Annotated in this window: 25 protein-coding genes and 1 other annotated feature; all 25 genes read right to left on the bottom strand. The window is 36.6% G+C overall.

The annotated features are described in order from the left end of the window. Window positions 1-64: 64 nt before the first annotated feature. The gene (obgE, locus tag ACEWK1_RS04925) at window positions 65-1,348 is read right to left on the bottom strand and encodes a GTPase ObgE (protein WP_121662964.1); all 1,284 of its coding nucleotides are present in this window, start codon (window positions 1,346-1,348) and stop codon (window positions 65-67) included. 79 nt (window positions 1,349-1,427) lie between these two features. Then, window positions 1,428-1,979 (bottom strand): sporulation initiation phosphotransferase B, encoded by a 552-nt coding sequence (locus tag ACEWK1_RS04920; protein ID WP_212136807.1) that lies wholly within the window; start codon window positions 1,977-1,979, stop codon window positions 1,428-1,430. Between the two features lie 302 nt (window positions 1,980-2,281). After that, on the bottom strand, window positions 2,282-2,572 hold the full coding sequence (gene rpmA, locus ACEWK1_RS04915) for a 50S ribosomal protein L27 (protein ID WP_026558613.1): 291 nt from the start codon (window positions 2,570-2,572) through the stop codon (window positions 2,282-2,284). Between the two features lie 17 nt (window positions 2,573-2,589). After that, window positions 2,590-2,922 carry a ribosomal-processing cysteine protease Prp gene (locus ACEWK1_RS04910; protein WP_098798750.1) on the bottom strand — a complete coding sequence of 111 codons (333 nt, stop codon included), beginning with the start codon at window positions 2,920-2,922 and terminating at the stop codon, window positions 2,590-2,592. A gap of 11 nt (window positions 2,923-2,933) precedes the next feature. Continuing rightward, window positions 2,934-3,242 (bottom strand): 50S ribosomal protein L21, encoded by a 309-nt coding sequence (rplU, locus tag ACEWK1_RS04905; RefSeq protein ID WP_121662966.1) that lies wholly within the window; start codon window positions 3,240-3,242, stop codon window positions 2,934-2,936. A gap of 12 nt (window positions 3,243-3,254) precedes the next feature. Then, window positions 3,255-3,332 (bottom strand) — a sequence feature (ribosomal protein L21 leader region). Between the two features lie 64 nt (window positions 3,333-3,396). Continuing rightward, window positions 3,397-4,872, bottom strand: coding sequence for an Rne/Rng family ribonuclease (locus ACEWK1_RS04900; RefSeq protein ID WP_212136809.1), 1,476 nt, complete (start codon window positions 4,870-4,872; stop codon window positions 3,397-3,399). 70 nt (window positions 4,873-4,942) lie between these two features. Then, a complete protein-coding gene (locus tag ACEWK1_RS04895) occupies window positions 4,943-5,809 on the bottom strand; it encodes a M50 family metallopeptidase (RefSeq protein WP_121662968.1) in 867 nt (288 codons plus the stop codon). Then, window positions 5,802-6,593 carry a M23 family metallopeptidase gene (locus ACEWK1_RS04890; RefSeq protein ID WP_212136811.1) on the bottom strand — a complete coding sequence of 264 codons (792 nt, stop codon included), beginning with the start codon at window positions 6,591-6,593 and terminating at the stop codon, window positions 5,802-5,804. The genes ACEWK1_RS04895 and ACEWK1_RS04890 overlap by 8 nt, the downstream gene beginning before the upstream one ends. Before the next feature lie 141 nt (window positions 6,594-6,734). Continuing rightward, window positions 6,735-7,538, bottom strand: a complete 804-nt coding sequence (minD, locus tag ACEWK1_RS04885; RefSeq protein ID WP_098798742.1) for a septum site-determining protein MinD — start codon at window positions 7,536-7,538, stop codon at window positions 6,735-6,737. 2 nt (window positions 7,539-7,540) lie between these two features. Then, a complete protein-coding gene (gene minC, locus ACEWK1_RS04880; RefSeq protein ID WP_121662970.1) occupies window positions 7,541-8,224 on the bottom strand; it encodes a septum site-determining protein MinC in 684 nt (227 codons plus the stop codon). A 206-nt stretch (window positions 8,225-8,430) separates the two neighbouring features. Then, window positions 8,431-8,949: a rod shape-determining protein MreD gene (gene mreD, locus ACEWK1_RS04875; RefSeq protein WP_162987428.1), complete on the bottom strand. Its 519-nt coding sequence runs from the start codon at window positions 8,947-8,949 to the stop codon at window positions 8,431-8,433. Next, complete coding sequence (gene mreC, locus ACEWK1_RS04870) at window positions 8,946-9,878, bottom strand: rod shape-determining protein MreC (protein ID WP_121662972.1); 933 nt, start codon at window positions 9,876-9,878, stop codon at window positions 8,946-8,948. Before mreC ends, mreD begins: the two co-directional genes overlap by 4 nt. A gap of 186 nt (window positions 9,879-10,064) precedes the next feature. Next, entirely contained in the window at window positions 10,065-11,087 is a 1,023-nt protein-coding gene (locus ACEWK1_RS04865) for a rod shape-determining protein (RefSeq protein ID WP_212136813.1), read from the bottom strand. A gap of 219 nt (window positions 11,088-11,306) precedes the next feature. Further along, window positions 11,307-11,996: a RadC family protein gene (gene radC / locus ACEWK1_RS04860; protein ID WP_121662973.1), complete on the bottom strand. Its 690-nt coding sequence runs from the start codon at window positions 11,994-11,996 to the stop codon at window positions 11,307-11,309. A 108-nt stretch (window positions 11,997-12,104) separates the two neighbouring features. Beyond that, window positions 12,105-12,674: a Maf family protein gene (locus ACEWK1_RS04855; protein ID WP_212136815.1), complete on the bottom strand. Its 570-nt coding sequence runs from the start codon at window positions 12,672-12,674 to the stop codon at window positions 12,105-12,107. A gap of 183 nt (window positions 12,675-12,857) precedes the next feature. Next, window positions 12,858-13,871, bottom strand: a complete 1,014-nt coding sequence (locus ACEWK1_RS04850) for an SPOR domain-containing protein (RefSeq protein WP_212136817.1) — start codon at window positions 13,869-13,871, stop codon at window positions 12,858-12,860. Between the two features lie 126 nt (window positions 13,872-13,997). After that, window positions 13,998-14,777 (bottom strand): hypothetical protein, encoded by a 780-nt coding sequence (locus ACEWK1_RS04845; RefSeq protein ID WP_212136819.1) that lies wholly within the window; start codon window positions 14,775-14,777, stop codon window positions 13,998-14,000. Beyond that, window positions 14,774-15,358 (bottom strand): PilN domain-containing protein, encoded by a 585-nt coding sequence (locus ACEWK1_RS04840; protein ID WP_212136821.1) that lies wholly within the window; start codon window positions 15,356-15,358, stop codon window positions 14,774-14,776. Before ACEWK1_RS04840 ends, ACEWK1_RS04845 begins: the two co-directional genes overlap by 4 nt. A 6-nt stretch (window positions 15,359-15,364) precedes the next feature. After that, window positions 15,365-16,360: a type IV pilus biogenesis protein PilM gene (gene pilM, locus ACEWK1_RS04835; RefSeq protein ID WP_212136823.1), complete on the bottom strand. Its 996-nt coding sequence runs from the start codon at window positions 16,358-16,360 to the stop codon at window positions 15,365-15,367. 15 nt (window positions 16,361-16,375) lie between these two features. After that, window positions 16,376-17,152 (bottom strand): prepilin peptidase, encoded by a 777-nt coding sequence (locus ACEWK1_RS04830; protein WP_212136825.1) that lies wholly within the window; start codon window positions 17,150-17,152, stop codon window positions 16,376-16,378. A gap of 83 nt (window positions 17,153-17,235) precedes the next feature. Continuing rightward, window positions 17,236-17,691 carry a prepilin-type N-terminal cleavage/methylation domain-containing protein gene (locus ACEWK1_RS04825; RefSeq protein ID WP_212136827.1) on the bottom strand — a complete coding sequence of 152 codons (456 nt, stop codon included), beginning with the start codon at window positions 17,689-17,691 and terminating at the stop codon, window positions 17,236-17,238. Window positions 17,692-17,784: 93 nt separating this feature from the next. Next, window positions 17,785-18,993 carry a type II secretion system F family protein gene (locus ACEWK1_RS04820; protein WP_121662981.1) on the bottom strand — a complete coding sequence of 403 codons (1,209 nt, stop codon included), beginning with the start codon at window positions 18,991-18,993 and terminating at the stop codon, window positions 17,785-17,787. Beyond that, window positions 18,993-20,033, bottom strand: a complete 1,041-nt coding sequence (locus ACEWK1_RS04815; RefSeq protein WP_212136829.1) for a type IV pilus twitching motility protein PilT — start codon at window positions 20,031-20,033, stop codon at window positions 18,993-18,995. The genes ACEWK1_RS04820 and ACEWK1_RS04815 overlap by 1 nt, the downstream gene beginning before the upstream one ends. 9 nt (window positions 20,034-20,042) lie before the next feature. Continuing rightward, window positions 20,043-21,704, bottom strand: coding sequence for a GspE/PulE family protein (locus ACEWK1_RS04810; RefSeq protein WP_121662983.1), 1,662 nt, complete (start codon window positions 21,702-21,704; stop codon window positions 20,043-20,045). Between the two features lie 24 nt (window positions 21,705-21,728). Then, a complete protein-coding gene (locus ACEWK1_RS04805; protein WP_212136831.1) occupies window positions 21,729-23,045 on the bottom strand; it encodes a VanW family protein in 1,317 nt (438 codons plus the stop codon). Between the last annotated feature and the right edge of the window lie 11 nt (window positions 23,046-23,056).

Below are 23,056 nucleotides of genomic sequence, written 5' to 3'. Positions count from 1 at the left end.
ATCTTAATTAAGACATAAAAAAAGAGAGCTAACGTTCAGCTCCCTACTAGCTTAGTTTAATCCGCTATTCAACGAATTCAAATTCATAATCCAGTAATTTCACAATGTCTCCATCTTCTGCTCCACGTTCACGTAATGCTTCATCAACGCCCAAGCCACGAAGCTGTCGTGCAAATCGTCTCACAGACTCTTCTCGAGAGAAATCTGTCATTTTGAAGAGTTTTTCAATTTTCTCTCCTGTTAGAACATATGCCCCTTCACTGTCACGAGAAATGGCAAAATTCGGCTCTTCTTTCTTAAACTCATACACAACACGATTTTCTGTCTCTTCTTCTTCGTAAAGTGGAAATTCTGGAGCTTGTTCAATCGCATCTGCAACTGCATATAATAATTCTCGGACACCTTCTCTAGTGATTGCCGAAATAGGGAAAATTTGTAGATCTTCTTCTAATTTTTCTTTAAATGATTGAAGATTTTCCTCAGAATCAGGCATGTCCATTTTATTGGCTACAATAATTTGCGGTCTTTCTGTTAAACGTAAGTTATATTCCTTTAACTCCGCATTAATTGTTAAATAGTCTTCATAAGGATCTCTTCCCTCTAACCCGGACATATCAATCACATGAACAATCACACGCGTTCTTTCAATATGTCTAAGGAACTGATGACCTAAACCAACACCCTCATGAGCTCCTTCAATTAATCCGGGAAGATCGGCCATAACGAAGCTTCTTCCATCTTCAGTTTCGACCATTCCTAAATTTGGAACGAGTGTTGTAAAGTGATATTCAGCAATTTTAGGTTTTGCAGATGATACAACGGATAATAATGTAGATTTACCTACACTTGGAAAGCCTACTAATCCAACATCAGCTAATACCTTTAATTCTAAAATAACATTTCGCTCAATACCTGGTTCACCATTTTCTGAAAGCTCTGGAGCGGGGTTTGCAGGAGTTGCAAATCGACTATTCCCTCTACCGCCACGGCCACCTTTTGCAATAACCGCTTGTTGTCCATGTTCAGTTAAATCAGCAATAACTTGTCCTGTTTCTTCATCTGTCACAACAGTCCCTGGTGGAACTTTTACAATCATTGGTGAAGAATTTTTCCCATGTTGATTTTTTGACATGCCATGTTCTCCACGAGGTGCCTTAAAGTGACGTTTGTATCTAAAGTCCATTAACGTACGTAGACCTTCTTCTACTTCAAAAACAACGTCAGCTCCGTTGCCGCCATCACCACCAGCAGGACCTCCCTTTGGTACATACTTCTCGCGACGAAAGGCAACCATTCCGTTTCCACCGTCGCCACCTTTTACATAAACCTTGACCTGATCGACAAACATTTGTCTTCCTCCGTTCTACATACCTATACATAAAGTAAGCTATATTCAGCTTACTATTTAAGAAAATGAGTAATTTGAATCACCTGAGTGATAACGCTACCGTTATCTGGTATGTACTAATTTCCAGTTCATCTACCTGAATAGAATGATTCCCTGATCTTTCAAACCAATTCATTATTTGCTCTTTATCTTTTAGTATGCCTTCAAAATCAAAAAAGAAACGAATTCCTTCTTCATTTGAATGACCTGTATTCAAAGTAATACTTACATGATTTTCACCAGAATAATCAACGCTGTTATCTAGTATATCCAAAAATTCCTTACTCCATTTTGCAATTGGTTCATCATAGTGTGAAATGCTTTTTATATCACCTAAAACTTCATATTCTAATGTAAAATGATGACTAAACCAATTAAACGTCATGAGGTAACTTGCAAATAGAGGCATATTTAGATTACACAACTTTGATTCTTGCTGTGCTTCAATGACAATCTCTTCAATAATATCCTGAACACGATCATATTTTTGTAGTGACATATTCCCCTTAATTAACTGCAATTTATTCATCCAATCATGTCTGGAATGACTTAAAAGATCAATAATATTCATATCATTTTGATTGTTTTTCATACAATTTCTCCTACTATTTAATTAAAATCATTTTCATAAAGGAGTTATACTTATTTTTAGGCTGTATTAAAAATTATAACAAACATTGTATTAGAACTTAAGGAGTAATTTCTAATTTAAGAAGAATTGTATAAAATGAAGGTGAAAATTTGTGACGTGTTAGTAGAGTGTATAAAAATAGAGAGCTTATGTACAGTTCTAATTGTTGTTCTAAATCACTGTAGATTCAAGGGTATATTCAACATGAACATAACCATTTAATTAAAAAACTCTAACCTAGCCGGTTAGAGTTTTTCGTAAAATTAAGCTTCTTGAGCTACTGGATATACGCTAACTTTTTTACGGTCACGTCCGAAACGTTCGAACTTAACAACACCATCAACTTTTGCGAATAGTGTATCATCACCGCCACGGCCAACGTTTTCACCTGGGTAAATTTTTGTACCGCGTTGACGGTAAAGAATTGAACCACCAGAAACGAATTGACCATCTGCACGCTTAGCACCAAGACGTTTTGAGATAGAGTCACGACCGTTTTTAGTCGAACCTACCCCTTTCTTAGATGCGAAGAACTGAAGATCTAATCTTAACATGAAGTTTCACCTCCTGCTTAATGATGAGTTACCGAAATATATTGTCCATACTCTCTTTCAATTGTTTGTAATGAAACAACCATACCTTCTAATAACAATTGAACTTTATCACTTGTTGATGCATCGAGATTTTCAGGGATTTCTACTTTGAGATATCCACCTTCTCCTCCTTGATCAATTTGTGGTTCAATATTTGTTAAAGAGAGAACTGCATTAACAGCTCCGAAGGTAACAGCAGATGCTCCAGCGCAAACAATGTCCTTGCCGTATTCATCGAATTCAGCATGTCCAGATAAGATGAACGCTGTAATTAGTCCCTCATTTGAACGATAAATTTTGGCATTTATCATTTCAAATCGCCTTACGCGTTGATTTTTTCAATAACAACTTTTGTGTAAGGCTGACGGTGACCTTGCTTTTTACGGTAGTTTTTCTTAGCTTTGTATTTGAAAACAGTGATTTTCTTTTGACGACCTTGTTTTTCAACTTTAGCCGTTACAGAAGCACCACTTACAGTTGGGCTACCAACTTGAACGTTGTCTCCACCTACAAATAAAACTTTGTCAAACGTAACAGTCTCACCTTGGTCAGCAGCTAGTTTTTCAACGTAGATAGCTTGACCTTCTTCAACCTTGATTTGTTTACCACCAGTTTCGATAATTGCGTACATTCTCTGCACCTCCTATAGACTAAGACTCGCCAAAATCAGGTGAATGCATAGCATTACTTACAACCTTATTTTGAGCGGTTGTAGCACGGTGCGCTACAAGTCATAACATTAAACATATTATCAAAAACCTAAAGATTATGCAATAGATTTTTCTTTAAACTTTATTTTCCTTTGAATATGAACGAACCCTTTCCATTATTGAATGATAATCTCCAAACTGTTTTATCCGGTAGCTTGGGTTCGAGGTATGATACTCAGAACATATAATGTTAAATTTTAATATTCCCTCAAGTTTAATAAGATGTTCATTATTCTCACCGGCTAACAAGTGTATAACATCATTAGTTGCTTCAATCCACACAGCTTCCTCATCCATAAATTGATATTCCCATAGTTCCCTTTCAAGCTTAAAAGCTATAGCTTCTGCTGATGGTACTCGCCCTGTACCTTTGCAAAGCCTACATGGTTCGGTTATCGAAATATCGACAGGTTGTCGAACCTTTTTCCTTGTGATTTGTAAAATATTTAACTCGGTAAATCCTAAAACCTTATGCTGCACACGGTCTTGTTTCATTTGTTTCTTTAATGTTTCTTCAATATACTGTCGATCTTCCTTTTGCTTCATATCAATAAAGTCAATTAAAATAATCCCACTATGATTACGAAGGCGAATTTGTTTTGCCGCCTCAATTGCGGCCAATTCGTTTGTTTTCAAAACGGTGTCACGCATCGATAATTTCCCGGAAAATTTTCCGGTATTTACGTCAATTATCGTCATGGCCTCTGTTTGTTCAATAATGATGTATGCACCGTTCTTTAACCAAACAATTTGTTTCAATAATTTCTCTATTTCCTGCTCAATTTTATAAAATGAGAATATTCCTTCCTTTTTATCATGATAAAGGATTGATGACTCGGGATATTCTGTTTTAAGGCTTTGCACACGTTCAAGTTGATCACTGATTAACGTGTCTTCCTTTTTAATAGACATTTCATTCAAAAGACGATCAACAAAACTCCTTGCTTCATATACACATTGTGGCTTCGAAATAGCTGTCTTTTTCACTTGTTCAAACTTTTTCTTCAGACTATTATACTCTTCCTCTAGATCTTTCTTGGATTTCCCTTTACTTGCCGTACGCAAAAGAATCCCCTCTTGATTCTTACAAAATTCCTCTGTAAGAGCCAAAAGGCGATTTCTCTCTGCTTCATCTGCGATTTTTTTAGACACAGCTTTATAATTGCCATAGGGCATATACACTAAATGGCTGCCACCAAATTCAATATTTGTTGTTAGTTTAGGTCCTTTTTGATCTGTTCCGCTTTTAACGACTTGTACAAGCAGTAGCTCACCTTCTCTAACATAATGTGAGATGGATGAGTTTGTAGAAGCTTCCGCAAGTTGAAAGCTCACCAAATCATTACGATGCAAATAGCCATTATGAGGTAATCCGATATCAACAAACGCAGCCTGCATACCTGGCAAAACCTTTTTAACTCGACCTGCAAAAATATTTCCTATAATTTCATCTTCTGAGGAATATGATTGATGAATTTCAACAAGTTGCTCTTCCTCAAGAACAGCACATCTTGTTTCTTTTGTTTTTTCATTTATGATTATCCTTCTCACAGTTATGAACTCTCTTTCTCTAACTAAATTCGAATGTTGATTTTACTATACCATAACATGGACAAGAGAATTAATAGGCATACACAAGATCACCAATTTTTGAATCTGTTAATTTATCAGCAAAATAAGCATGCAGTAACTCATTTTCGTCCATTTGAGAAATCTTCACGCCATCTCTTTCAACGATTATTAAGTGCTTACAGCCTCTTTGAAATTGAAGAAGCACATCATAAATGAACTCATTTTCTTCTACAACAATTGGCTTAATATGATTGATTGATGCCTGTTTTCCATAATATCTTTCCATTAAAAATCGTAGACAGCTATACATCCTGTTTTTATGTTCATGATACAAACTATAAATAAGGAAAGTAGTAATGATCCACATATTAAGATGTGTAGGTGAAAACAAAATCGTACTACTCACGTATAATCCTAAAAAAATAAGAGAAGAAATCATCATATGAAAGTGGGCTTTTTGATATGACCAAAAATTTGAGAATAAAATAAATAACAGCTTTCCGCCATCAAGGGGCCAGATTGGTAACAAATTAAAAAGGAGAATGGTCATATTATAAAACGAAAACAGTTGATAATCATCCGGGTTTACAAACCCGAAAAAAAACAAAAGAAAAGCTGCACCTTGAAGCCAAAGATGCTGGATAGGACCTGCAAGGACCACAATAAACTCTTCTTTTAATGAGCGATTACCATGTTCATCAACCTCGGCAACCCCTCCAAATGGGAGAAGCATAATATTTTTTATCCTCCAAGAAAAAAAATGAGCACTTATTGCATGGCCCATTTCATGTACAAAAATAATAATCATTAAAAAGAAGAGAGGTTTGAAATTTGCAGTGACGATACTAATGGCAATCATGACCCATAACAAAGGATGTATATGAATTTTTTGTAGAAGTGAAAGATATTTACTCAAATTGGATCACCTGAATTGGGTCTATAAATGCATCGCCCTTTTTTATCGCAAAATAATACGTTCCTTTTTGATTTTCAGAAAGTTTTATTTTACCTAACTCCTTACCTTTTTCAACATAATCATATAGCGCAACATCAACTTTATCTAAGTTTCCATACCATGACTTTGTGCCATCAGCATGCTGAAGAACAATCGTTAGCCCTGTTTGACCCTTTTCGCCAGCTTCGATGATAATCCCTTCATTCATCGCTTCAACAGACGGTCGATTCGTTTCTACCATTATCCCTTGTCCATTGTCTTTAAAAGACTCTAACACCTTACCTGAGGCCGGTACAGCAAGTTGTACCATTTGAGTATCGTTCTCTGTCTCTGTTTTATTTTCGTCCTTTGGTTGAAATAAAGCTAGTGGTTCTCCAAATTGATCTTGATACCATTTAGATACAGCTGCAAATTGAAACTCTTCTTCAAGTGAATAATTGATTACCGATTTAGCTTGATCAAACATCGGTGCTCCATTTTTAAAGACAATAGCAGTGACCAGAACCAATATGGCTGAAAACAAAATCTTAAACATGAATACTTCTGTTCGAAAGAGTGGGTGTCCTCCGTTTGACTTACCAGGTCCCCCCTCATATGTAGGAGGAGAATAAATACCGCCATATCGCTCTTCATCACTTATAAATAATGAGGTACGACTTGGTTCATGACTATTTCCATTTGATAAACCTTTTTCACGTTTCCGCTTTGCAATTCTTTTTCTTACTTCATCCGCTCGATGACTCATCCCCATCCATCCTTTTAGCAAGTTTGTACAAGTGTATGCCTTGTCCTGCCAGGATATGAACAAAAAATGACCGGTATCTAAAATCACCATTGTAAAATGGTTAGAATTAGACACCAGTCATTTAATCTATAAATCTAGTATTTAAACTCGCACACCGAAGAATTTTTTTAGTTTAACAAACATCCCTTTATTTTGATCTTCTAAAGATTGTAATGGGACAGATTCTCCAAGAATTCGACGAGCAATATTTCTGTAGGCAATTGCTGCACGGTTATCCGGATTCATCGCAATCGGCTCTCCATTGTTAGATGCCTTAATAACATCATCATCATCAGCGACAATGCCGATTAAATCAATCGATAAATGTGTCACAATTTCATCTACATCAAGCATATCTCCATTTTTCACTAAATGGTTGCGAATACGATTAACAATAAGTTTAGGTGGTTCAATCTCTTCTTGCTCTAGTAACCCAATAATTCGGTCTGCATCACGAACAGCTGAAATTTCAGGTGTTGTAACAACAATTGCTTTATCCGCACCGGCCACCGCATTTTTATATCCTTGTTCGATGCCAGCAGGACAATCTATAACAATATAATCATAATCTTGTTTTAATTCATTAATTAGCTTTTTCATTTGTTCCGGTTTAACAGCCGTTTTATCACTTGTTTGCGCAGCAGGTAATAAATATAGTAAATCTTCAAAACGCTTGTCCTTTACAAGCGCCTGATGCATTTTACAACGACCTTCAACCACATCTACTAAATCATAAATAATTCGGTTCTCAAGCCCCATTACAACATCCAGGTTTCGAAGACCGATGTCTGTATCTACTAGACAAACTCGTTTGCCTAATATAGCTAAAGCTGTCCCAATATTTGCCGATGTCGTTGTTTTACCAACGCCACCTTTACCTGAGGTAATGACAATTGCTTCACCCATTGTTAGATTCCCCCTTCAAACCTCGTTAAATTCGGTCGTAGATGAGTAAGTTGCTGTAATCTCTCAATTACCATTTCTTCGTCTTCATTAATATAAGCACATTCCATCTCATTACCCTCGTTTGGTATATGATCTGGAGCCCGATTAATAACCTCACCGATGCGCAGCTGTGTTGGCTTCATTATTGAAGCAGCAATTACAGCTTGTTGATTTCCATTTACACCAGCATGCGCAATACCTCTTAACGCTCCTAGAACAAAAATATTCCCAGCGGCACTTACTGTTCCACCTGGATTCACATCACCTATTAGCAGTAGATCTCCATTCACCTTAAGAACTTGACCAGAGCGCACAATTTTCGTAATAGAAACGATTTCCGTCTCTCTTTTTAATCTTAGTGCCTCATCCTTCGTCATAACATTACTATCAATTGACTCTACCAGAAGATTCCGCTTCTGCTTAATAACCGATTCTAGTTTTTCTCGCTGATTCTTATCTATGAAACGATTTCCAACCTTTACATTAACTCCAATAACCGGACCGCCTTGTTGAACATATTGCTTTAAAGACAGCATTTCCTCAAGCTCCTGGAGCAATTGGTCAAAAGAACATGAATCATCGAGATGTAACGTTAAGCCATCTTTAGTGCCTTTTATCGTAACATATTGCTGTTTTTGGACCTTCATGACGTTCACCTCAACGATTTTACTATTCGACAGAAATGCTCTAAATCCTTTTTTATACTATCAAATAATATAAGATTTTAGGAAAGATAGTATATGAAAAACTAAGACTTTTGCCATAGAACTTGAAAATAAGCCGAGTTTTTCTATTGTAATCATATCATTCATTCTATATTGAATGTTATAGGAATCTCATTTGCCCGTTAATCTTAATCCTCTGACTCTGCCAACTTTAATTTCGTTAAAAATGTTTTTAATGGATAAATACATAAACTAGCAACAACAATATTTAATGCTAAGGTTGGAAGTAACCTTAACGTTGTAAAATCATAGAGAGACATGTTTGTTGCATCAATTAAATAATTAATTCCATAAACATAGTACTCAAGCACAGATATAGCTATAAGCGTAAGAAATAAGACGATTAATACGTGTCCATGTAGTACCTTCATTGCCTTAGATATGAGATAGGCCAAAAATCCGTAAGCAAAAAGATAAATTCCCATGACTTCAATATAAATAATATCGTGTAAAAGTCCAAATATAAAGCCAAATAACATACCTTGGGTACGATTTAAGTATACAGTAATGAAAATGACAAAAATTAAAATAAACCTCGGAACAAATATATAATCTTCGGATATAAATGAAAGTGAAACTAAATGTGCAAAGGTACTTTCACTTATAAACGAAAAAAAGACAAGAAAAGGAAGAATGAAACGTCTCAAGATTCCTCCTCCTCCTCTTCAGCCAATGCTTCCACCGGATCTTCTGATGCTGCGTTTCGTTTCGCTACCCATACCCGGTCAATATCGTAAAAATTAGCTGCAGGCTTTACATAGGCCATTTGTTCCAACCCATATGAATCAGGCTCTACTTCGGTAATCTCCCCAATAAGAATTCCTCCAGGGAAAACTCCTCCTATGCCTGCTGTTATGACTTTTTGACCTTCTATAAGCTTAACATTTGATTTAATACGACGAAGCAGAAGGGCTCCTCTTTCTTCGTCATAACCTTCAATTAACCCTGTAATTTTCTCATTATTTTTAGTTGTGTCGTTTTCCTTTTCATCACCATCGGCTACTGGCAGTGGTTGTACTTCAGCTGATATTCGATTTTTCAAATCTGTTGCACTTAAAAGTTGTACAGTCGATGTGAATTGAGAGGCTGATTTTACTTTTCCAACCAGTCCTTGTGCTGTGACAACAGCCATGTTCGGCTCAACACCGTCTTGTTCTCCTTTATCAATGGAAACATAGTCATACCATTTATCTGGATTTCGACCTATAACAGCTGAAAATATTGGATCATAATCCCTTAAATCGGCAACCTTTCCAAGCTCAGCCTTTAGTTTTTCATTTTCAATTTTGTACTCTTGTAGATCAGCTTCAAGCTGCATATATTCATCAAGTCTACTTTTTAGTAGCTCATTTTCTTCATACGTATTTTTTAAATCGTTCACATTTTCAAAAAAGTTTGATACATATGTTGCAGGCTTATGAAAAATTGATTGAAAAACACTTACGGTGTCTTGCAAAAATTGTTCCGGCCAAGATAGCTCTCGATTATCTTTTAAAGAAAAACCAATCAATGCCACTAAAACGATCACACTTACTAGTAACAAGATAAGGCGTTTATTTAGAAAAAACTGTGGCATGATGAACACCCTCTTATTTCTAATTTAGTAGAAACACTCGGCTTAGCGCCAAGTAGAATGACGAAAACCGTTGTCTTTCTTATCCTATCATTTCAAAAAATCTTATTCTTCTTACTAACATAAAACAGAGCCAGCACTGCGAGTCAGTACCAGCCTGATTTATAAAACAAATGCTCTTTACTAAAGTTAACGACTATCTCTAGCTCTATTTTTAAACAAATGAATATGCTCTAAAGCTTTACCTGTTCCGATTGCTACACAATCTAACGGATCTTCTGCGATTAATACCGGCATATTCGTTTCTTCACCAATCACCTTATCAAGGTTGCGAAGAAGGGCTCCCCCTCCTGTTAACACAATTCCACGGTCCATAATATCCGCGGCAAGCTCTGGCGGAGTTTTTTCCAATGTATTTTTCACTGAATCAACAATCATATAAACCGTGTCTTTCAGGGCTTCAGCAATTTCCTCAGCGGTAATCTCAATTGTTTTCGGCAATCCTGTTAATAAGTCACGTCCACGAATATCCATGTTTTCCACGCCATCAGGAGAACCTGCTGAACCAATTTCTACTTTGATCGCTTCAGCAGTACGATCACCGATCATTAAGTTATATGTTTTGCGAATGTATGTAGTAATAGCCTCATCCATTTCATCACCGGCAACACGAATTGATTGACTAGTTACAATTCCACCTAGTGATATAATGGCTACTTCCGTCGTTCCACCACCAATATCAACAACCATACTTCCTGTTGGTTCCCATACAGGTAGATTTGCACCGATAGCAGCAGCGAATGGCTCTTCTATTGTGTAAGCATCACGGGCACCTGCTTGTCTTGTTGCATCAATGACAGCTCTTTCCTCTACCGCTGTTATACCTGAAGGAACACAAACCATAACATAAGGCTTTCTTGAGAAAACACCTTTTGTTTTCGTTGCTTGCTTAATATAATACTTCATCATTGTTGCTGTTGTTTCATAATCTGCAATAACACCATCCTTCATTGGTCGAAGGGCAACGACATTTCCAGGCGTACGTCCGATCATGTTTTTTGCATCATTACCAACGGCAACAATTTGCTTTGTGTCTGTTTGCAGAGCAACTACAGATGGCTCCCGAACAACAATTCCTCTTCCTTTAACAAACACAAGTGTGTTTGCAGTCCCCAAATCTATTCCAAGGTCTCTTGTACCAATACCGAACATAGGGTGTATCTTCCTTTCTGAAACGAAATATACTTTTGCTTATTTTTATGAAAATTGACAGAATGCAACTTTCTTCTTTTGGAGGTTAGCTTGCCCGTTACTAACAAGTGAGTTCTTTTTCGCAACTTTTCTTCATCTTCCATAAAAACATGAGTTTTTCTGGTGACCCTAAAAAACCCATAAGACTTATTATATCGTAATTACTCAAAAAAAAAAGTATTACATGTAGCCTTTTTCTTTCAGACTAACAAATTTTTGTTCACCAATGATAAGATGGTCCAAAAGTTCTATACCTAACACCTTTCCACATTCTGATAACCGTTTTGTTACCTCAATGTCTTCTCTACTCGGTGACGGGTCGCCCGAGGGATGATTATGGACACAGATTAAAGAAGCCGCAGATCTTTTTAACGCTTCCTTAAAAACCTCCCTTGGATGTACTATAGATGCGTTAAGACTGCCAATAAACACGGTTTGTTTATGAAGTACTTGATTTTTTGTATTCAAGTAGAGACAAACAAAGTGTTCCTGACTTAAAAAACGCATTTCTTCCATAACATAATTCGCACCATCCTGCGGAGAACGAATAACATACCGATCTTCATACGTTAAACGGTTGATTCTGCGCCCAAGCTCAAGAGCAGCTAATATTTGGACTGCCTTAGCGGTTCCAATCCCTGAAATTGTCGTAATCTCCTCAACAGATGCGTCTTTTAACATTCTTAGGCCTTCAAAATGCTTTAACAGTTTTTGTGACAAATCTAGTACAGATTCTTTCTTTGTGCCTGTTCGTAACAAAATGGCTAATAGTTCCTGATTAGAAAGCTTATCAGAACCTTCGTTTAACAAGCGTTCTCTCGGTCGTTCATCTTGAGGGAAATCCCGGATTTTAAAAGTTGATGTTTCCATTTATCCTCCTTCATTTCCCTTTCTGCTCTGTTCATTCTTTTCTCTATGTGTAATAGAATGTTTCCTTTGTTACCTTTTTATGCCACAAAATGATTTACATTTTTCCTCTTACCATGTAAACCCTGCTGTAACAAGTTCTCTTTTTGTTCTAGCAATCGGCAGACCAACTACTGAATAATAATCACCATGAATTTCCTTTACAAGCAATGATCCATACCCTTGAATTCCGTATGCACCTGCTTTGTCCATCGGCTCACCTGTTTGAACATATTCATCAATTTCCTTATCTGTTAAAGAATAAAACGTTACGCTCGTTTTTTCATAAAAGGAACGCACATCATCGTTGTTTATAAGACATACTCCTGTATACACCTCATGTGTTTTTCCTGATAGCATTTTAAGCATTTGGACGGCTTCAGAGAAGTCCTTAGGCTTACCTAGCATTTTCCCTTCATAAACAACAAGCGTGTCTGATCCAATAACAAAAGCATTTGAAACGTTTTCGGCTACACTTGTGGCTTTTTGCTCAGCCAATGATTGAACAATCTCGGCAGGACTGAGCGTCTCGTCAACAACCTCCTCCACCTCACTGGCGATCACTTCAAAAGGAAGTTGGAGAAGCTCTAGAAGTTCTTTTCTACGGGGAGAAGCTGAAGCTAAAATGAGGTTTTTTTTCATGTGAAAACATCCTTTCTTCGTTTCAGATTAGAAGATACTTCTATATCTTACCAAAGGATTTTTTTTAGGACAATTTTGTAATATTAAATTTTAAAGTGTCGAATTTTAGTGATTGCTCAAATGCCAATTTGTATAAAAAAAGACTGATAAAAGAGTAAAAATATCTTTTATCAGTCTCTTATTCTAAGATTGTAAGCTTGCAACAACTTCTAAAATAGCTTGCTGAGCTTCCCACCCTTTATTACCTTTAACATTTGCAGCAGCTTCTGAGAGCTTGCTAAGTAAAGACTTTTCTGTCTCGTTCGCAGTTTCAATTTCTTTTATTTGTGACTCAACAGCCACTACGTCTTCTTGATTCACACTTTGCCCATTTGTTGCTTGAGAAGCTAGTGAAGATAAAGTAACAATTGAGCTTACCCACTGATCGGCGCTCTTAGTAGTTGCGATGGAAAGGGATAATTGTTTTCCTCCCCAAAAATCATTAAACGAGTTTTGTTTATACAGATTGTTTAAGGCTTCTGTTTCGGCTTTCTCTTTCCCAATACCAGCTAAAACTGTGAAAGATCCATCCGCCTCAATCACTGTAGAAGCGAATCCTTTATTTTTTATATTAGACGAAACTGTATCTGCTCCTTCTTTCGTTGAAAAGATCCCACCTTGTACAGCGTAAAGCTGAAGAGTTTCTGTAGAGGTTGAAGCTGCTGCTGGCTCCTCTGTATCGCCACCCTCGGTTGAAGCTGTATCAGGTGTGTCATTTGTGACAACCGTAGGAACAGACGCATCTGGCATATCTTTATTAGATAAAAAGTTTAATGCAATATAACCAAATCCAACTCCTAGAAAAATGGCCATAAGAATCACTGTGAACATTTGTTTTAAAGGAAATGTGACAAAATTACTTTTGCTTTTTGTTTTTTTCGAATAAACAAAAGGTGTGACTGTTGAATTTGATAAAATTTTCTTCTTCTTAGGAGTCACTACCTTAGGATCATCTTCAAAAATAGTGTCATCATCCTCAGGCAAAAGCCAAGGAAAATCTTCTTCTTCTTTTTTAGCAGAAGCTATTTCTTTTTCAGCCTGTAGCTTCTCCTCCCATGACGATATTTGATATTCCTCTGTTTTTGGTTCTTTATCTGACACAGGACGATCTTTACCATTTATTTTAATTTTTACTGTGTCTGAGGTCTGCTTGTCCATATGCCTACCACCCTTCTTTGAAAACACGACCATTCATAATGATCTAATGCTAACAGAAGGATAAAAAAAAAGAACAAGACATTTGTCGTCTCATCCTTAATTTTTTTCGTCATTTTTTTTAACATGCTATGATTGGTCTTCGTCCTCTTCTTCAATCGCATTTGTAAATGGATTTTGTTTATCACTTGGCTCAGGCGTAAAAATTGGTGGTAGCTGTTCTCGTAACTCTTCCAAGCTAGGTAAATAAAATGTCGAAACAACAACATTGTATTCATAATCTGTTTCCTCACTATCTTCAAGGAGATGAACGAATTCAGGATTTCCTTCTACTGAAACAGATTCAATTTGTGTTATTCTTTTAGAGTTTTCCAAAATTCGGATAAAATCTTCTAATTCATAATAGCTCGGAGATGTTACGGTTAATTCAACCGTTAATTTTTCCAACCCTTCCGGCATTGGCTCTGTTTTTACTTCTTGGGATGTTTCTGCAGCATTGTCTTTTTCTGCATCAGGATCTAATTTCTCTTCGTATGCTTCGACAAGCTCGTCACCCTCTTCTTCAGCAGTGACCTCTTCACTTTCTTGAAAAGTTAATGACGTAATCATACTATTAGATATTGTCTCCGCTTTTTCTAAGTCTAGAAGAAATTGTTCTTCAAAAGGACTAACTGGCAGAATTTTTTGTAATTCTACTGCAGAAAGCATCGCTTCATTACTAGTTGATCCAGCACTAGACTTTTGCAAAGTTTGAATAAGTGTATTTTCCGTTTCAATTTGACTTTGCAAGCTGTCTATTTGTTGAGCTTTTGGCTTAATGAAAAGTAAATAAGAAAAATAAACAACAAGAGAAGATAGAACAAGTGTAAGGACGATGATTATTGTATGTTTTTTTCTCCATTCAATCATTCTTCACTGTCCTCCTCTCCAAAAGCCTTAAGGGCAGCTCTGTCAATAAGCAGTTTATATCCAGCAAGATATCGCGGAACAGAATCTTCTTTTGCTACATCAATTGGTACCGTTTCTACTGTTAGTAATTTCACTTCTTCTAATAAGTTAGATTCTTTGAGTCTTTTTAAATAATAGGCTGTTTCACTAGATGACTCAAACTGTACAATCAATTCCAGTGAAGAGCTATCCAAGTAATCCATTTGATAGAAATACCCTTTTTCAGGCAGCTGTTTTGTTAGTTCATTTAATAAAGGAACAAAATCTACTGGATATTCTTCAGACCATTGAATAGCCTTTTCCAAATTTGATACAGCATCGGAATCAGTACTTTGACTCGCTTGCTGCTGCAGAACGGTCGTCTGCTGCTGAGCTGTATTATATTCTTGTTCTAATTGAGCTATTTGTCCATTTTTCTTGTTCAGTAATGAAAAAATAGTCAGCGTTGCACAGAGTAGCATGACGGCCGCAATTAAGATAACGAGAATATTGGTGTAATTTCTTTGCTGTTTTTGTGGGAGTAAATTAATTTCCGCTAACATGATGATTTACACCTCTTTTAATGCTAATCCAAGCACAGTATGAAACTTAGCGGGAACAGCTATGTTTTTATGTGTGTATACACGATCTTTGAAAAGAGAAATAGTAATGGATGTTCCCAGCTCTTTTAAGTCTTTCTGTAATTCATGTATATACGGATTATCACCTAATAATTCAATATGTGTTATTTGATGATCTCCTTGATGAAGACTAAATCGATAGAAATTGATGATTTTTTCGATTTCTTTCACAACATCCCGAAATTGAAGAGAAAGCTCTTCAGGCTCTTTACATTCATATTGATAGTATAATTGTGTTTCCGGTTCAAGTTTGTACGACCATTTTTTCAACATTCCTTCTAACGGTAAATGACGTGTAAAAATCGGCTTACAATCTTCAAATATACTAAAATTGACTGAGTCAAGCTTTACTTCCACTAACAATGTGTTATCTTGGCTTTTCACATGCTGTTTGTTATAAAGCAATCTGTAATTAGAAAGTGCCGATAAATCTGCAGCAGTTGCCTCTAGCTTCAAATCATCAAGTAGCTCTGTGTATTGCTCAATCATAGCCTCTGGTGCTGCAAACAGAAGAATTTCCTTTTCAGTCTCTGTTTCTTGCAGAGGCACAAAATCAAATACAGGCTCTTCAAAAGGAAGATGAATATTGTTTCCAAGCTCTAAATAAAGATAGCCTTTTATTTCATCATCTTTTAAATCTGCTGGTACCTTCACTTTCCGAACACTGACGAATGCATCTGGAGTTATAAATCGTACCTGTTTACGCTTGATCCCCCAGTCGCTCATACACTGATCCAAAATCATCGCAAGCTTATCAGCATCCTTAATCTGCCCATCAACAACAATTCCTTCAGGTAAATACGTTTCAACAAAATGGTTCACTACAAGGGGATCTGTGCTTTTAAGCTCAAGCAATTGAATGGAGTAATTTGATATATATAAGTTAATAGAATGTTTAGTTTGTCTAAATAAAGGAAGAGCCATTATAAAAACCCCTTCTTAATATAAGTAAGAAAAGAATGTAGTCATGTATAGCGAAATAAGTTCAGAACCAAAGAAATATGCCACCAAAGCACCGATCACTAGAAACGGACCAAAAGGGAAAGGTTTGCCCTTTTTCACACTACCTGTCAGCATTCCAGCTACTCCTACTATCGTACCAACTAATGTGGCGATAAAAAAGGTTAGGAGCACAAGTTTCCAGCCAAGCACAACACCAAAAACAGCTAAAAGCTTCATATCTCCGCCCCCCATACCTCCTCGACTGACTAAAATAATAACGAGAGGTACAAGAGTCCCCACAATTAGACCCGCAATTGGATCCCACCATGGATCAGTACGAATGAACATTCTTTCAATAAAAAATAATACGAGAAAAAACAAATTCACCTTATCAGGAATAATCATATATTTCAAATCTGATACGGTAACAATCATGCAAAGAGAAATAAGTGACCATGCTATAATCAATTCTTTTGACCATCCCACCAAAAGCGGTGAAATCGTAAAAAGAATCGCTGTTAGTAGTTCCATTGATGGATATAATGGTGAAATAGACGTTTTGCAGTTTTTGCATTTGCCCATTTGGAGTACGTATGACAGTATTGGAATTAGTTCGCTTGGTGATAGTTTTTTGTCACATACTGGGCATGCTGAGCTTGGGTATGCAATGGATTTTTTTAGTGGGACACGGAGTCCGACGACATTGAAAAAGGAGCCGAGTGTTGCGCCTAGTATGAAGATGTAGGTTTGTAGGTATATTGTTGTTGTTTGCATATATTCACTTTACTCCTATAGATTATATTAAGATAGATAGTTCCTTATAGAACTATCTATCTTAAGTTACATTTTTAGTTTTTTTAAGGTGCTGGGGTTGGTGCCTCAAAACTCTCTCTTGTTAAATCATCAACTTCAGGTAATGGTGTTGCTAAGATATATGCATTATTATCCTCATCAGCCAATTGTACTTGGTAAGAAAAGTTTCCATTTGTTTCAGTGATTGTTACCACAGTACTTGTTGGGTGATATTCACCATCACCGTTAGGGTCATTGATATCTTCTAGATAGTCAGCATCTTGTAATTCTTGTAAAGTAATTCCACCGGCAATTATAGTTTGATCGTTTGTAGAAACAACTAATCTAGCTGCATTTGCGATCTGTTTAGCATTTGCAATATGTGCATCAGTACGAGAGTTCTGAATTAGAGCCCCAATCGCCGGAATCGCAATCGCAGCAATAATCCCAAGGATTACAACAACCGCTAAAAGCTCGATTAACGTTAATCCGCGCTCATTTTTCATAAGTTTTTTCAACATTTCTTTTCCTCCTAAAAGCTTAGTTCTAATTCCCTAAATCTATGTTAATTATACATCAATAGTTTAGGTAGTGAATATAAAAATATTGTAAATTCACATCTGAACGTGGTTGAATATATCGAACATTGGAACGATAATGGCTATGACAATCGTACCAACTATACCTGCTAATAGAACGATCATTAATGGCTCAATTAGTGACTTTAGTCGGTCTGTGCTGTTTTCTACTTCTTCTTCATAAAAGTCCGCGACTTTTCCAAGCATTTCATCTAACGAACCCGTTTCTTCCCCAATGGCGATCATTTGAGTAACAAGTGGAGGGAATGCCCAATGCTTTTTCATCGGTTCAGTTAATGACAAACCATTTTCCAAGGAAACACGAGAATTGGCTATCACCTTTGCTACGACTTCATTTTCAACGATTTTCTCAACAATTAATAAAGACTGAAGAATCGGCACAGAGCTTGAAAACAATGAACTGAGTGTTCTTGTCATTCTTGCTAATACAGCTTTTTGAATCATGCTTCCAAAGATCGGCATACGAAGGGCAACAACATCTAAATAATACTTTGTCTGCTTATTTTTCCGTAACCCGTAAAAGGTAGAAAAAACAGCAACAAAAAACAGGATAACAATATACCAATACTCTTGCATAAAAATACTAGAGTTTAAGACAAACAGTGTAATAGCTGGTAATTGTGCTCCAAATCCTTCAAACATGGAAACGAAGGTAGGAACAACAGAAACTAGTAAGAAGATAACAACAACAACAGCGACAATCGCAACAGCCATAGGATAAGCCAACGCAGATTGAATCTTTTGCTTAGTCCGATGCTGTTTTTCATATTGAACAGCGAGCCTGTCCAGTGTTTCTTCCATACTACCGCTTGCTTCACCAGCTTTAATCATATTCACAAACATCGATGAAAAGATCCGTTTATGCTTTGCTGCTGCAACAGATAGGGCTTGTCCGGATTTTAAATCATCCTCCATTTGCTCTAATGCTTTTCGTAGCGGTTTACTGCTAGTTTGCTTAGCTAAGATATTTGTTGCATCTACTATTGTCACACCTGCTCGTAACAACGTGGAAAATTGCCTAAGATAAATAACAAATTCCTGAAGCTTTACAGGATTACCAATTGCTATATCCTTTGTTAACAGTGTTTCTGGTATTTCTTCAATATTTGTAATTCGTATTCCGAGTTCACTTAGTTTTAACACCGCTTCACGCCTTGAATTGGCAGTTACTTTCCCTGACTTTTTACCTGTACGGTCACGACCTTCATATTTAAATTTTGCCATTAGTCAGTCGTCCCTTGTTTGTATGGTAAGGCTGCTTCAGAAGAAATAATGCCTGCTCTTACATACTCTGAAAGAGAGCTTTCAAAGGTTTGCATTCCTTGTGCTCGACTTGTTTGAATCACGCTCGGAATTTGGTATGTTTTTTCATTTCGTATTAAGCTGGCAACTGCCGAGTTATTTAATAAAATTTCAGTTACAGCACGGCGCCCTGATTTATCAACTGTCGGGAAAAGCCTTTGTGATATAACCCCTACTAACACGGAAGCAAGCTGAAGTCGGATTTGTGGCTGCTGATTAGCCGGAAACACATCGATAATCCGATCAACTGTTGATGCAGCTGATGACGTGTGAAGTGTACCAAGAACAAGGTGCCCTGTTTCTGCTGCAGTTATTGCTGTGTGAATTGTTTCTAAATCGCGAAGCTCTCCAACTAAAATCACATCTGGATCCTGTCTTAGTGCTGCTTTTAAACCTGATGCAAAGCTACCTGTATCAAAACCAACTTCACGTTGATCAACAATACATTTTTGATGTTTATGCAAATATTCAATCGGATCCTCAAGTGTAATAACATGGCGCTTCATCGTTTGATTCATAAAGGAAATCATCGACGCAAGTGTTGTTGATTTTCCACTGCCGGTTGGTCCAGTTACTAAGATAAGTCCATGGGGCTTTTCCACAATTGATTTTAAAATCGATGGCAACTGCAAATCGTCAATTGATGGAATATTTCTTGGAACAATTCGTACAGCTAGAGAGATACAAGAACGCTGGCGAAATGCATTAACACGAAAGCGAGATACACCTGGAATTCCGTAAGAAAAATCAAGCTCTCCTTTTTCTTCAAACAATGACCATTTTGCTGAAGAAATCATTCCCTTTGCCATTTCTTCTGTATCAGCAGGCATTAACATGTTTTCGCCAATTCGAACTAACTCGCCGTTAATTCGCATAACGGGAGGCACACCAACTGACAAATGAATGTCTGAAGCTTGCTTTTCATAAGCAAGCTTTAATATAGAGTCAATTTTTGCTTTCAATGTTTTCACCTACTCCGCTACAGTCACACGTAAAATTTCTTCTGTTGTTGTTAACCCTTGCTTTACCTTTAGTAGACCATCATCAATTAAAAAGATTGTTTTATTTTTTATCGCCAGATCACGAAGCCTTGAAAATGGTTCATTATTCATGATCACTCGTTTCATTTCGTCACTCAACATGAGAAGCTCATGGATGGCTAATCTTCCTTTATAGCCTGTCATATTACATGTTCCACAGCCTCTGCCTCTTACAACTTTATCAATCGACAACCCTCTTTTAGCAAAAATCTCTATTTCTCGTTGTGTAGGGGCTTGTTCTGAAGCACAATCACGGCATACTTTCCGAACAAGTCGTTGAGCCACAACACCAGTTAAAGAAGAGGCCACTAAAAACGGTTCTACCCCCATATCAACCAAACGTGTAATGGTACCCAATGAATCATTTGTATGAAGCGTGCTTAACACTAAATGTCCTGTTAACGATGCACGTACTGCAACATCAGCTGTTTCACGGTCACGAATTTCCCCGACCATAATAATATTAGGATCTTGACGAAGAATGGATCGCAGCCCTTTTGCAAATGTCATTCCAACATTTGCATTGACTTGAATTTGATTGATTCCTTCAAGCTGATATTCAACTGGATCTTCAATCGTAATAATATTTACTTCCTCTGAATTTAAGTGGTTTAACGCTGCATACAAAGTGGAAGATTTCCCTGATCCTGTTGGACCTGTAATCAACATAATTCCTGTAGGATTTTCTATTAATGTTTTGAATCTTTTTAAATTTAAGCTATTAAAACCAAGCTTGTTTAAATCATTTAATGTACTGCCCAGATCCAAAATACGCATAACAATCTTCTCACCGTAGATCGTCGGAAGTGTTGAAACACGAAGATCAATTGGATGAAATTCGATATGCATTTTAATTCGACCATCCTGCGGAACTCGGTGTTCGGTAATATCTAAATTTGCCATGATTTTCAGACGGGCAACTAAAACGCTTTGCATATGCTTTGGAAATGTTCGTTCATTTTTTAGGACACCGTCAACACGAAAGCGAATTAACACTTTTGTTTCCTGAGGATCAATATGAATATCACTGGCTTTTTGTTGAACAGCGTTTTGAAGTATTTGATTAACAAGTCTAACAACAGGTGAGTCATCACTTGTGATTTTCTCTTCCTGAACCTCATCTTGAACCGTTAATTGGTTCATAATATCTGACATGCTGTCATCAATTTCATAGTACTTATTAATGGCTCTTAAAATATCATCTTTTGAGGCAATGGCTGTTTCAATTTGAAACCCTGTTGCTAGACGGAGATCATCAATGGCATAGAAATCCATCGGGTCTGCCATCGCAACAAAAAGCTTGTCTCCCTCAATTTTGATTGGAATTAATAAATTACGCTTAGCCATTTCTTTTGAAACAAGCTTAATTAATTTTTGATCAAACGGAAAACGATACAAGCTTACATGTGGAATTCCTAACTGAAATTCTAGAACCTCAATTAATTGCTGCTCTGTAATAAACCCTCTTTCAAGTAAGGCATCCCCTAATCGCTGCCCCTTTTGTTTTTCTGCTAGAGCCGATTGTAGTTGTTCTGCTGTTATAAGTCCTGAATCTAGTAATAAGTCTCCCAATCTTTTTCTAGTATCGTTCATCCATAATCCCTTCTTTAATTAAGGTTATTTTTCAATTGCATTTTTTGAAGGAGTTTCCCAAATATCTTCACTGTTAGATTTCTCTTCATTCCCAGATGTATTGCTATCTTTGTTGTCTTCTTCAGATGATTCGTCGTTTTCTATTGTTTCCTGCTTCGTACTTTCAGTCTCTTCACTGATGTCGTTAGTAGATTGATTATTTAGCAATCTATTAATGAAATCAGTTTCAATTATTTTATGAGTAGGAGGATAAAAATCTTCGGCAATTTCCTCGGACTCAACAAAGGCTCCCTCTAAATCAAATACCTCACGAGTGATCTTAACAGATAAACCATCCTTACCTTTCTGAATGACCTTTTCTTGACCCTCTTCTAGTAAACTAGTATATCGAATAATTGATTTTGGTTTAAAAGATGTTTTTTCCTCTAAATTTACCTTATAGCTGTATAAAAAAGGTGCCCCATTTATTCTTACAAGTAGCCCAGCATTCGTTAACTTTAAAGAAATCGTATATTCCGATTGATTCGGGTTATACCATTTTAAATCAGACTTATCCTTTATAATATTTGCCTCATATCCAAGTTCAATTGTTTCTGGCAACTCATGACCTGTATGGCGTTCAACAATGACAAAATTAGTTGTTAGAAATGTTTTATAAAGGGCTGATGAAACAACATTTAACCCTTCCTGTGGAAGATTGTCTGATTTCTCTATAAGTTCTAGCATAGAAACTTGTGATTGAGCTGGTACGGTGATTGTGCCAATTGAGTCAACCACCCTTTGAACCAAGTTATAATCAAATGATGTTGAAACAAAATTTTCTGCTGCTACTGTATTTAAGTCGCTTTTTACATATGCTCCAATTGAGAAAAATTGATTTTCAGGAACCATCTTTTTCACAGCATCTTCAATTACAGCTTGAAGTTGCTCATGATCAATCGTATCGTACCGCTCATTAAGCAGGGTTTTTAGTTGTTCTTCATAAACAGTTTGATTAACTGATACTATCAACTCATTACTCGCTCCACTGGTGATCGAGTCAACTGTTGCTGAAAAATCAAAGGTAAAAAAGTCCTGTCCGATTACTGTATTGTCTTCATTAATTGACAGCTGCAAATATTGACCTTTAAACCATGCTGCTACTTCTTGATTCAACTCATTTATAGCCTGCTCTTTTGTCATATTTTCTATATTGACAGAACCAATTAGTGTTCCTGGCTCAAAAGTTCCTTTTGACAGAAATGCATCATAAGCCTTCACACCCATTTGTGAAAAACTAACCAAATAAACAGTGGAAATAAGCAATACTAGATATATTTTCAACCCTCTGTTTAAGTTCAAAATTGGTTGCT

The organism is Metabacillus sp. YM-086 (genome assembly GCF_048059995.1).
GTDB classification, from domain to species: domain Bacteria; phylum Bacillota; class Bacilli; order Bacillales; family Bacillaceae; genus Metabacillus; species Metabacillus litoralis_B.
Note: the sequence above shows the minus strand (reverse complement) of the source record. Positions and strands in the feature narration are given on the sequence as shown.